Origin of the sequence: Piscibacillus halophilus, from assembly GCF_900110685.1 — a bacterium.
Lineage (GTDB): Bacteria > Bacillota > Bacilli > Bacillales > Alkalibacillaceae > Piscibacillus > Piscibacillus halophilus.
Genome location: NZ_FOES01000028.1, coordinates 24,349 through 35,505, shown reverse-complemented (window position 1 = coordinate 35,505; position 11,157 = coordinate 24,349). Strand labels below are relative to the sequence as shown.

Genomic DNA, 11,157 nt, shown 5'->3' with positions numbered 1-11,157 from the left:
CCATACCGAAATATCTCCTAAATTTATTAGTTAAATTCTATCACATACTTATCCACAACTGAGTCATTTTATAATTTCCTAAACAATAAAAAAAGCTGTCGAGAATTTGTCGACAGCTTAGAGGCAAACATCACTTCGTCCTCAAATGTTCTTTTCTTTTGAACGAAAAAACGGTTAAGAATAACGCTACGAATACTAATCCAAAACCAAGTAATTGCCACCCTGTTAATACTTCTGCAAAGACTATTACTCCTACTAATACTGCAACTAAAATCTCAACTGATGATAGGATGGTAGCTTTGCTTGATTCAATATAGGCCAATCCAATTGTATAAATAAGATAAGCTAAAACCGTTGATATAATGACAATCCCTAGCACGTTGAGCCATACTTCCCCGTTCATTAAAGCTTCTTGATGCTCCCAGATTTGACTCGTTGGAATTAAGAATATACTTCCGCACAACATCGCATAAAACGTTATTGTAAATGGATGGTACCATTGGCTGACGTTTTTGCCGAGTAAGCTATACGTCGAACAGAAAAATCCAGCTAATAATCCATAGATAACGGTTTTAATGGTTAATGAAAATTCTCCAAGTGGTAAAAATTCAATAGCAAATGCGCTTCCGATAATGGTTAAAATGATAGCGACGATCTTTGGTAGAGTTAAAGCTTCTTTGAAAAGAATTTTTGCGATGATGGCTGCGAAGACAGGTGATGTGTAAACAAAAACGACGGCAACTGAGAGCGATGATTGTTCCATGACTTGAAAGTAGAACCAATTGAAAAAGCTAATACTAAAAACACCTAAACCTATGAAATAAGGCAAATCTCTTAACCTTATTTTCAAGTAGCTTTTAGCCATGGTTCCTAACAAAAGTAATAGGATGAGGCTTGATATGGTTAAACGCAAGGTCACCACTTGCCAAGGTGAAAACCCGAATACGTACAAATTTTGTACGAACAAACCAGTTAATCCCCAGAAAGTTGCACCTAATACGACCATACCGTATGCAATAATATGATTCATTCTCATCGTAAAACCCTCCCTTTTCTCTCTATCTATCAGGTTCAGGTTAAACTACTAAGAGTTTTTTCTAGCGTGTTAATCTTACAACGGTTAGCTATTTAATGCAATCTTAAAGTATTTCCATAGAAAATCTTTCCGTTATTTTTATAATTTATTTAAAAATTATGTTACATTTTGAAAATTTCATTAAAGCGTTACTGAATAAAGATAGAGCTTTTGGTATATGATATGATATAATCATTCTGTCAAAACATAAAAACAATTTAGGAGGGAACATATATATGAACAAAAAATTTCTAAGCGCTTTCACATTACTATTAACTTTATCTCTTTTACTTGCTGCTTGTGGTGGTGGAGATGATAACGGTGAATCCGGTGGCGACAATGGTGGCGGTGAAGGATTAGATACAAACATTGCTACGATTGCAACGGGTGGTTCATCTGGACCTTATAACATTATCGCAACAACACTTAGTGAAGTTTATACGGATGAGTTAAATGTAAACTCTCGTACTCAAACAACTGGTGCATCAGTAGAGAATATTAACTTATTAAAAGAAGAAAAAGTTGAAATGGCTTTCGTAATGAGTGACGTTTTAAGTCAAGCGGTTGAAGGTACTGAAAGCTTTGACGCACCTGTCGAAAATGTTCAACAAATCGCTACATTATATCCAAACTACGTACAAGTTGTAACAACAGCTGATAGTGGTATCGAAACATTGGATGACCTTGAAGGCAAACGTGTAGCTGTAGGAGATCAAAACTCAGGCGTTGAGGTAAATGCACGTACTCTATTAGAAGGACACGGAATCACATATGATGATATTGAAGTTGATTACTTAGGTTATGCTGAAGCTGCAGATGGTTTACGTTCCGGTCAAATTGATGCAGCCTTCTTAACAAGTGGTCTTCCAAACTCTTCTGTATTAGAACTAGCTGAATCAGTTGACTTAAAAATTGTAACGATTGAAAAAGAAAAAGTTGAAGAAATCGCTCAAGATAAAGAATACTTTGTTTCTCTAGAAATTCCAGAAGGTACTTATGATAATGAGGAACCAATTGAAACAGCAGCTATTATGAATGCTTTAGTCGTACGCTCCGACTTAAGCGAAGATGATGTTTATAAACTAACAGAAACATTATTTAACAACTTAGATCAACTAGAAAACTCTCACCAAGCAGCTTCTGATATTACATTAGAAGATGCACAAGAAGGAATGGTGGCACCTATTCACCCAGGAGCAGAACGCTATTACAATGAACAGTAAGTGGTTGAAGAGGGGTACTGCGCTAGTTGTGCTCCTCTTTTTAATTTTTTTTCATATCCCAGTAATTCAAATTGAAACAGAGAACCAAACCTATTATCTTCGCAGTCATTCATTCACATTAACTTGGATCCATTCTGTAGAACACGAACCGTGGTCTGAAATCTATGAACGACAAAATGACGCATTAGTATTAACTGAAACTTACTTTAAAACCTTTGGTGCAGGTGTACCCTCAGACGGTAAAATAATTAAAGCTGAAGATGGTTTTGTACATATGGAAGTGAATCGCCCAATGGAGAAAGTAAGTATTGTTGTGTCAGAAAATGTACAAACAACCATTGAAACAAGTACCAAAGATATACCATTATATGAGCTTGTGGAGAATTATAGTGAAGTGGAGATCACAGCACAGGACTTCTATCTTTGGAACTTTTTAGGAGGGGAGTTTTTATGAGTAAAGACGATCAGAATAATGTACCTATAGATGTTGAAGGTAATAAAGGGGAACAAAATCAAGAGGTTCTTGAAAAATATGATCGCCAATCAAAAGTTAGAGATCTCGATAATCGAAAACTGATTTTTTGGCTATTAATTGTGGTGGCTGCACTGTATTCTATTTATCATCTATGGATTCAATTCAACCCTATACCAGCCCTACAACAACGCTCTATTCACGTCGCAATAGGGTTAGCCTTAATCTTCTTAATCTATCCAACTTATTCTAAGCAAAATCGGACAAAAGTTCCGTTTTATGACTGGATTTTGTTCGGATTAAGCTTTTATTCAGCTATTTATATCCTTACTGAATATACAGCCATTGTCACCGAACGTGGTGGAATTCCGAATACGATGGATATCATCGTCGGAATTATGACAGTGTTACTCGTTTTAGAAGCTGCTCGCCGTGTAACCGGAATTATATTACCGATTGTCGCATTAGTATTTTTTGCCTATCCATTCTTTAGTCACATGGACTTCTTGCCAATGCGACTCATTACTCGTGATTTCGATTTAGGCGATATTTTCGGACAGCTGTATTTAAAAACTGAAGGGCTATATTCTACTGCTATTGGCGCTTCTGTTAACTTTATATTCTTATTCATATTATTTGGAGCCTTCCTGACTAAATCAGGTCTAGGACAATTCTTTAATGATATAGCGATGGCGCTTGCCGGACATCGTCAAGGTGGTCCTGCCAAAGTTGCTGTTGTATCAAGTGGTTTTATGGGAAGTATTAATGGAGCAGCCGTTGCAAACGTTGTAAGTACCGGTTCTTTCACCATTCCACTCATGAAAAAAATCGGTTATAACAAAAACTTTGCCGGTGCCGTTGAAGCTAGTGCCTCAGTTGGTGGTCAAGTTTTACCTCCAATTATGGGTGCGAGTGCCTTTATTATGGCAGAAACAACGGGGATTAATTACGGAACGATTGCTTTAGCAGCCTTGATTCCTGCTGTACTTTACTATTTAGCTGTCATCATGCAAGTTCACTATCGTGCGGGTAAACGTGACTTAAGAGGGATTCCTAAGGCGGACCTGCCACGTGTCAAAGAGATTATGAAGGAACGTGGACATTTACTGATTCCTATTGTCGGTTTAATCGTGATGTTATTCCAAAACATGCCAGTAGGTCGTGCGGCGTTTTGGACTATTGTTTTAACTATTGTGGTGGCTTCATTTAGAAAAACAACGAGAATGACACCAAAAGATATTTTAGATGCCTTAGTTCTAGGAGCTCGTCAATCTCTAGCCGTAATGATTGCCTGTGCGGTCGTCGGAATCATTATTGGTGTTGTCAGTTTAACAAGCTTCGGTACTGTTATGACATCTTCTATTCAAAGTTTAGGCGCAGGATCTTTATTCTTAACACTATTCTTTACTATGTTAGCATCAATGATATTAGGTATGGGACTACCATCAATTCCAGCTTATATTATTACGGCTACGATGGCAGCCCCAGCTTTAGCGGAATTTGGAATTCCAGTATTAGTGGCACATATGTTTGTTTTTTACTTCGGTATTTTTGCAAACGTAACACCACCAGTTGCCTTGGCAGCATTCGCAGGTGCAGGAGTTTCTGGTGGAAGTCCGATGAACACTGGCTTCCAAGCTTTAAAATTATCATTAGCTGGATTCATTATCCCTTACCTATTCGTCTATGATCCAGCCTTATTGTTAATTGAAACTGCCAATATTGCAACGAATGAAACTGAATTTGCCTTACCACCTGTGATGGATATTATTTTGAATACGTCTACAGCCATCATAGGAATTGTTGCCTTAAGTGCTGGTTTAGAAGGCTTTTACAAGACATTTATCAACCCAATTTTACGAATCCTGTTATTAGGCGGTGCGATTTTATCAGTCGTGCCAGGATTATTAACAGATGTAATTGGCCTATCTGTGGTCGTTCTAATTTTAGCTTTTAACTTCTTTAAAGATAAAAAACAAAATACTCAACCTGCATAAAAGACCTCGGAAGTTGTTTTTAACCAACTTCCGAGGTTTTCTTGTTATAACAATTTATTATATGTTAAAGCGAATTTTCTAATAAAGTTGGGATTTATCTAATATATCGTTATAAATTCTAGTAAATTGCTCAGTTTGTCTAATAAAAAAGTGAATTTGTCTAGAAAATTCACGATTCTGTCTAATAAAACATCCATTATTTCTAGTAAATAGCATCTCTTTCTAATAAGATGCCTTAGGTTTCAAATATTCATAAAAATTTTCTAATAATAAGAGCTGGCTTATCGACAAGTTCAAGTCTTTTATAAAGTTAAATATTTTGCGTTAAAAAAGAACCAATTCTGATCAATGAATTGGTTCTTACTTTATTATTCAGTCAACCCTGCTTTAACTCCGTCTGGAATTGGACTGATATATCGATCTTTTCCTGCTACCTGGCTATGTTCAGTTTTGGCTTTTTGTAAAAGCTCTGGATCTTGCATCACATCTAAAGCGGTTGCGGCCATGACCTTTCCGGCATAAAGCATTCCTTTTTGCCCGATGGATGTTCCGACTTGTGAGACGGCTTGCCAGGAGTGCAGCGCCGTACCGTTGGCTATACAGGTGGTTAAGGCCTGAGTGGTGGGTGCAATCCAACTGACATCTGCGACATCGGTTGAGCCTGCTGATGAGTCTTGAGCTTCACGATCAATAACAAAATCAGTGAGTGCCACGCCTTCTATTCCACTTGCCCATAACGTATTTCTCTCTTCTTCTGATAAGGTCTCACGAATTTTTTCAGCAAACGCGACTTCATCTTCTGAGAACTGAGGTGGCTCTAACTCATATAAGTTCTTTTCCATTACTGAATCAAGTGTATGGTTCTCAACCATATCCGACGAACCACTATCAAACACGATTTCAAGTTCGGTTTCCGTCATTAATGCTGCGCCTTCCGCAATTTTACAAACGCGTTCATAGATACTCTGTACTTGAGAAACTTTAGGTGCACGGATTAAATAGAGAACTTCTGCATCTGATTGGACGACGTTAGGCGCATCACCACCTGTATTCGTCACAGCATAATGTACACGTGCTTCTGGTATGATGTGTTCACGTAAATAGTTTACACCGATATTCATGAGTTCAACTGCGTCTAGCGCACTCCGTCCTAGGTGAGGGCTTGCTGCGGCATGAGCTGAACGCCCTTTAAATCGGAAATACACTTGATTGACAGCGAGAACATTCATTTTAAACACTGAATTGATCGGAGCTGGGTGCCAACATAAGGCAAAGTCTAATTCATCAAAGACGCCTTCTTTTGCCATAAATGCTTTACCGTCTCCAAACTCTTCAGCTGGACATCCAAAGTATTTTACCGTGCCTTCAATCCCATGTTTCTCCATATAATCTTTCACTGCAATTGCTGCCGCAAATGAACCTGTACCAAGCAAGTTGTGACCACACCCGTGTCCATTTCCGCCTTTAACGATTGGCTTATGTTCAGCTACACCTTTTTCCTGACTTAACCCAGGTAATGCATCATACTCACCTAAAAATCCAACGACTGGTGCACCACTCCCAAAGGTACCAACAAAAGCTGTTTCAATACCCGCGACACCTCGTTCAACTTCAAACCCTTGCTCTTCTAGCTTTGAAACAATATAGTCAGCTGACTGCTTTTCTAAAAAAGCTGTTTCAGCAAAATCCCAGACTCGATCACTCATATCCATGAATAACTCTTTCTTTTCCTCAATTAACTGATCCACAACTTTAATGTGCGACATGTCATCACTCCCTTTTTGTAATGATCTTTTAAAAAAACTGTCTAAATTACTTATTAGACAGCCATTGACGAACAAAATATCCAAACCTCTTATAATCATTTAAATCAACATAAATTCCAAGGAGTAAATAAATAAAAATGGACCCTATCACTATTTTACTAGAGATACTGAAGTAAGTTTCATATGGTAATGTAAAAATCAGACCGTAAAACACAAGCGCTAAATGTGACCAAGCATTAATGTGAATGATCGCTTTTAAAAACGGCATGTCTCCCTCTCCTTAGACCTTAAGAATAATATCCGAAAAAGTCTGTCGTGAACAGTAACACAATGAAAGAAACATAGACTGCGATGTTGGAAATTGAAATAATAAATCGACGTGACTCACGAGCATGCTTCCATTCCATGACCATATCCACAATCGAACTGCAAACAGGGTACAAGACTATTAATGTAATAGGGATGAACACGATGATTAACCCTAAAATATACAAACCGAATAAAATGAATAAGATTACTAAATAGATAATCAGAAACTGTCGATAGCGTTTTTTATGAGTATTGTTAATATATCGTTGTGTGCGGACTTCTATATTAAAAATCTTAGTAAGAATAAGTTCAACTATGAAGGCTGCAATGAATAAAGCCGCAAAAATTAATAGAATATCAATAAAATGCATATGTAAAACTCCTAAATTTCGTTATTTTTAACCCGTTTCATGTATTGACGTACAGATTGTTCTTCCTCCTCATTATAATTGAAACCTAGTCGCTGTGCACAAGTTTTTGCTACATCATGAAATAAATCTCCCATGATTTCTAACGCTTGCCAAATAGAATTTTTATGCGCTGTCGGAAACGTATCTAATAGTCGGTTCCACGTTGTTTGATCTAATAGGGCGTGTAACTCTTTACTAAACTTTCCCGTACTAATTTTAAAATCATAATCTATAGCAACCGACCAATCTAACATTTGCATTAACGCATTTCGTAACGGTCCTTCTAATATCCCTTTAGCGTATAATACTTCTCCACGCCACAAACCTTTAGCAACATATGGCATTACCCACCAAAACTCATTACAAGTATGGTTGAAATCACTTACTGAAGGCCTGGATACATAATAATCTCGATCACTAGCTGGAGGAAGTTTAGGGATGACACCATCTTTATCTAGTAACACTTCCGTTAAACTCTCCGCTGTTTTCATCATATCTGTTACTTTTTCGACTGGCACCAAGTGGAGATCTATTCGATTCACATCTTTAAATTGCATCAAATAGGTTACGACATTATTTTCTACTTGCCATGGTGATGGGTTAGGAATTTGCATGATGACTCTTTCACCAAATCGATCCACCCAATTCACCTCTTGTTGAAAACTATTAATATCCTTTACCACATATACCACATCATAATCTTGCATGATATCTCGCTTTGCATTAGGATTGACTCTTGATCCATTCATCCAAACCGCTCGTATTCGTTCATCTTCACGTGCTGTACTCAAAATTAATTCCATCATTTCTGATTCTGTTCGCATACGTTACTTCCTTTCTATATCATAATCAATGCTCAAAAACGGCAATCCGAAAATCCACATGTTATGTTGAGCATGCAATTGACCAACATCTGTTTCCCATACTTTAAACCGTTCACTTATAGGGAGTTTCATAACGTATTCGCGAAAGGCTAAGAAAATCCCTACTTTTTCACTTGATAGAATGAGTTGATCTTGTTCTTGAGTCAAATTAAGAACACCGATCATCGTTGAGCCTGGAAGTGGTAAGGCAATGTTCATAAACGTTTCCCCGCTAAAGGTATGTTCCGAGTAGAGGGCGACAAAGGTCGTGTGATGATTTATCTTTCGAAGCCAAGCTCTAACTTTCTTTCGAGAATCAAGCTCAGGTTTTATCAGAATGACATCTCCTATCATTTCAACTCTTTTTCTAGACAACGGAAGATTTATTTGCTGAACGTAATGGCTGATTAATTTATAGATGGCCGCGAATGGTTTAAACCATGTTTTCCAATGAACACTCGCATACAGGCGATAATCTGACGTGTTTTCATAAAAATCCTTTACCGTTGTATTAAGTTCTAGATTGTAAACATCCATATCATCCACAAGACCACTTGTAGAGTCCTGATTTGCCTTTTTACCTGTTAAAAAGGACTCCCCTATAGACAATCCTCCGCGAAGCTCGCTAACTGGAAAAACAGGCTTTTCATATCGTTGTGGTGGTGTAAAGCTAGAAGCTGCTATGGTTCCAATACCTGCAAAAAGCAAAGCATTAGTTAATCCATGAAATTTAATCATAAAATCGATGGTCATCGTATAATATCCCGACCAATTCCCATATGCATACAGCAGTGAGAAAAGTATGGATATACCAAGCGCTAGAAATGAGATGCGAAATAACCATTTTTGGACATTGTGTTGATAGCCTGCTCGAAAACTCATACCAATTAACCCATAAATTGCAAAGATATAAACGAAGACAGAAATGAGCTCAAGAGTGGTTGAAAAGGTGATTCCTAAAGCGACTAATACAAGAGCCAAAACGAGAGCTGGTGCTACCCATTGATATAGCTTAGATTTATAAAGTCTCCCTAATATCCCTGCGAACACTGGCAATAAAAAACCTGCATAGTGAAAATGAATTCCAGTCAACCACGTCATAATCGGACTAAATCCTGTATCAATTCCCGCTTCATAAGCGAAAAACCACATGCCACCTACTGCAAGAAACATCATTCCAAGATCTATAAAACTCTCTTCCATATGTGTAAAACCACGGCGCAGAAACCGCTTCACACCTTCAAAGGCAACAGCAAGCGTATAAATCAAATATATCGCCGCGAATCCAGCGTGCCAAGTTGAATCAGGTGTAAGTTGGATCAAGATAACGGCTAAAAAAGCCGGAATCGCAAACCAAACAATCTGCTTTGTCTCATGAATCGAGCTCAACACAATCGGTACAAAGATTAACTGTGCAGCTGTTAAAATTAGAAAATACCAGTCATGGGGAGTTAAAATAGCCACTATAGCTAAAATCACCATATTCATAAGCCCTAATTTATGTAATATCCTCACTCGTAAATTCCCCTTTATAACTAAAAATCTGACCCATCAATGGATTACGAACCTGAACCGCAATCTCAAATTTCTTTGACTGATCATGGTAACTCTCCTTAACAACAGCAAGTCTTTGAAACCATCTAGGAAGTGGAATCTCTATTTTACCTAGCACCAACCGTTGTTTATGTGATCGAATGGTTAGGGCCCCACTGTCGACTTTAAATATTAAATCCGAATAAACTAATGCTGGCTCACCAAGATAGTCTTCAATCACTAAACTCTCTTCATTCAAGCTCATAAGCGCGTTGAAGTACCTAGTATTGTTAGGAAAATGAAACTGTCGCTCCCAATGAATTTGTTTTCTCTTGCCTCGAGGAGAATTAATGATGGTAAAAGGCACATCCTCCCCAGACTCCGGAAAAAGAAGTTTACGTTTCATTCCAAGTTTCATAAGAGGTTTTAATAATTTGGGTCCGCCTTGGATTTCGGTCATGACGCCTTCACCTCTAATTGGACGCTCCCCCATCATTTCATAGCGTTTTTGTAACATTGGATGAAGTTGATGAAAATCTTCTCCAAGAACCTGTTTATAGATAGACATTGGACTCTCCTTATTTTGGTTGTCGTATGCATTGTTTAGCAGTCGGAACGTCACGACTAACTAATAACCCAGCCGCAGATAATATCATAAGTGCTAAGTTAAAGGTCAGCGGATTAAACGGATGCGTTAAATGACTAGTATCCGCCATGACGGCAGACAAACCAAGTAGTGGAAAAACAATAAGTTGTAGTTTAAAGAGATGGTGTTTCTTTGAATAAACCAGCCATAATAACCCGAATAGTATTTCAAGCGATCCCACTACATTATTTAGCCAAACTGCTTGTTGTTCAGTTAAAGGAAGTACCCCTGTTGTCATCGATATTTCAGTTGGATGCATAAACAAAAGTTTCGGTACAAGCCCATGGTAAGTCCAGACGATAAAAAAGAGAACCGAGATCATCCAAGTACTAAAGAAGCGAACATATTGTGTCGCTGGTGCTTCACCTTTTTCCAGCCAACGACGAGCAACGTCAAAACTAAGTGCCGTTGCCCATCCCATTAGAGGACGGAATATGAGATCAATTAATTCGCCAAACTTTCCCCACCTTGTATCGTAATGATATTGAGTTAAAAATTGAATCGTACCATCCGATTGAGGATGGTACTTCCAGTAACCGCGCCCTTCTTTAATCAGTGACATTTTCTGATCGGTCCCAAAGTGCAACGATGACGTTTTTGCTCCATCTGAAGCATTATGGGTGCCAACACTTTTCCCCCAGCCTTTAATTGAAAGACCAAATCCAATATTCGTTCGATATGTAAAATGCTGTGGTTCTCCTTCATTTTTCGGTAAATATGTAATCGACAAAAAACGTAAATCCCACTTTTCATGTTCTTCTGGTGTTTGTGTCACTTTCCATAAATTGTCCATGTGAGCCTTTATTGGTATTTCGACATAAATTGGCTTTTTCCCCATCAGACCCCTCCTAATTCTCTCTTTA

General features: G+C 37.9%; 11 protein-coding genes. 3 read left to right on the top strand and 8 right to left on the bottom strand.

Annotated features, from left to right (window positions below; genetic code table 11):
• Nucleotides 1–130: 130 nt before the first annotated feature.
• On the bottom strand, nt 131–1,036 hold the full coding sequence (locus BMY57_RS11455) for a DMT family transporter (protein ID WP_091774429.1): 906 nt from the start codon (nt 1,034–1,036) through the stop codon (nt 131–133).
• Nucleotides 1,037–1,311: 275 nt separating this feature from the next.
• On the opposite strand from BMY57_RS11455, the gene BMY57_RS11450 reads away from it, so the two are divergent.
• The 3 genes from BMY57_RS11450 to BMY57_RS11440 are packed head-to-tail and all read left to right on the top strand — an operon-like array spanning nt 1,312 to nt 4,767.
• Nucleotides 1,312–2,298: a TAXI family TRAP transporter solute-binding subunit gene (locus tag BMY57_RS11450; RefSeq protein ID WP_091774428.1), complete on the top strand. Its 987-nt coding sequence runs from the start codon at nt 1,312–1,314 to the stop codon at nt 2,296–2,298.
• Nucleotides 2,288–2,752 (top strand): DUF1850 domain-containing protein, encoded by a 465-nt coding sequence (locus tag BMY57_RS11445; RefSeq protein ID WP_091774426.1) that lies wholly within the window; start codon nt 2,288–2,290, stop codon nt 2,750–2,752. Before BMY57_RS11450 ends, BMY57_RS11445 begins: the two co-directional genes overlap by 11 nt.
• A complete protein-coding gene (locus BMY57_RS11440) occupies nt 2,749–4,767 on the top strand; it encodes a TRAP transporter permease (protein WP_091774424.1) in 2,019 nt (672 codons plus the stop codon). The genes BMY57_RS11445 and BMY57_RS11440 overlap by 4 nt, the downstream gene beginning before the upstream one ends.
• A 368-nt stretch (nt 4,768–5,135) precedes the next feature.
• Here BMY57_RS11440 and BMY57_RS11435 read toward each other — a convergent pair whose 3' ends face one another.
• Genes BMY57_RS11435 through BMY57_RS11405 form a run of 7 tightly spaced genes read right to left on the bottom strand, consistent with a single transcriptional unit; the run spans nt 5,136 to nt 11,132 of the window.
• Nucleotides 5,136–6,533, bottom strand: a complete 1,398-nt coding sequence (locus tag BMY57_RS11435; RefSeq protein WP_091774422.1) for a M20 family metallopeptidase — start codon at nt 6,531–6,533, stop codon at nt 5,136–5,138.
• Between the two features lie 46 nt (nt 6,534–6,579).
• Nucleotides 6,580–6,801, bottom strand: a complete 222-nt coding sequence (locus BMY57_RS11430) for a hypothetical protein (protein WP_091774420.1) — start codon at nt 6,799–6,801, stop codon at nt 6,580–6,582.
• A 19-nt stretch (nt 6,802–6,820) separates the two neighbouring features.
• Nucleotides 6,821–7,213, bottom strand: a complete 393-nt coding sequence (locus BMY57_RS11425) for a DUF4181 domain-containing protein (protein WP_091774418.1) — start codon at nt 7,211–7,213, stop codon at nt 6,821–6,823.
• An 11-nt stretch (nt 7,214–7,224) separates the two neighbouring features.
• Complete coding sequence (locus tag BMY57_RS11420) at nt 7,225–8,076, bottom strand: aminoglycoside 6-adenylyltransferase (RefSeq protein ID WP_091774416.1); 852 nt, start codon at nt 8,074–8,076, stop codon at nt 7,225–7,227.
• Between the two features lie 3 nt (nt 8,077–8,079).
• Nucleotides 8,080–9,630 carry a YndJ family protein gene (locus BMY57_RS11415; protein WP_091774414.1) on the bottom strand — a complete coding sequence of 517 codons (1,551 nt, stop codon included), beginning with the start codon at nt 9,628–9,630 and terminating at the stop codon, nt 8,080–8,082.
• Nucleotides 9,614–10,216 (bottom strand): DUF4166 domain-containing protein, encoded by a 603-nt coding sequence (locus BMY57_RS11410; RefSeq protein WP_091774412.1) that lies wholly within the window; start codon nt 10,214–10,216, stop codon nt 9,614–9,616. The genes BMY57_RS11415 and BMY57_RS11410 overlap by 17 nt, the downstream gene beginning before the upstream one ends.
• 10 nt (nt 10,217–10,226) lie before the next feature.
• Complete coding sequence (locus BMY57_RS11405; RefSeq protein WP_091774410.1) at nt 10,227–11,132, bottom strand: DoxX-like family protein; 906 nt, start codon at nt 11,130–11,132, stop codon at nt 10,227–10,229.
• Nucleotides 11,133–11,157 lie beyond the last annotated feature (25 nt).

Excerpts from the sequence above, each read along its gene's own strand:
- BMY57_RS11455 (WP_091774429.1), bottom strand. The coding sequence starts at position 1,036 with ATGAGAATGAATCATATTATTGCATACGGTATGGTCGTATTAGGTGCA.
- BMY57_RS11450 (WP_091774428.1), top strand. The coding sequence starts at position 1,312 with ATGAACAAAAAATTTCTAAGCGCTTTCACATTACTATTAACTTTATCT.
- BMY57_RS11445 (WP_091774426.1), top strand. The coding sequence starts at position 2,288 with ATGAACAGTAAGTGGTTGAAGAGGGGTACTGCGCTAGTTGTGCTCCTC.
- BMY57_RS11440 (WP_091774424.1), top strand. The coding sequence starts at position 2,749 with ATGAGTAAAGACGATCAGAATAATGTACCTATAGATGTTGAAGGTAAT.
- BMY57_RS11435 (WP_091774422.1), bottom strand. The coding sequence starts at position 6,533 with ATGTCGCACATTAAAGTTGTGGATCAGTTAATTGAGGAAAAGAAAGAG.
- BMY57_RS11430 (WP_091774420.1), bottom strand. The coding sequence starts at position 6,801 with ATGCCGTTTTTAAAAGCGATCATTCACATTAATGCTTGGTCACATTTA.
- BMY57_RS11425 (WP_091774418.1), bottom strand. The coding sequence starts at position 7,213 with ATGCATTTTATTGATATTCTATTAATTTTTGCGGCTTTATTCATTGCA.
- BMY57_RS11420 (WP_091774416.1), bottom strand. The coding sequence starts at position 8,076 with ATGCGAACAGAATCAGAAATGATGGAATTAATTTTGAGTACAGCACGT.
- BMY57_RS11410 (WP_091774412.1), bottom strand. The coding sequence starts at position 10,216 with ATGTCTATCTATAAACAGGTTCTTGGAGAAGATTTTCATCAACTTCAT.
- BMY57_RS11405 (WP_091774410.1), bottom strand. The coding sequence starts at position 11,132 with ATGGGGAAAAAGCCAATTTATGTCGAAATACCAATAAAGGCTCACATG.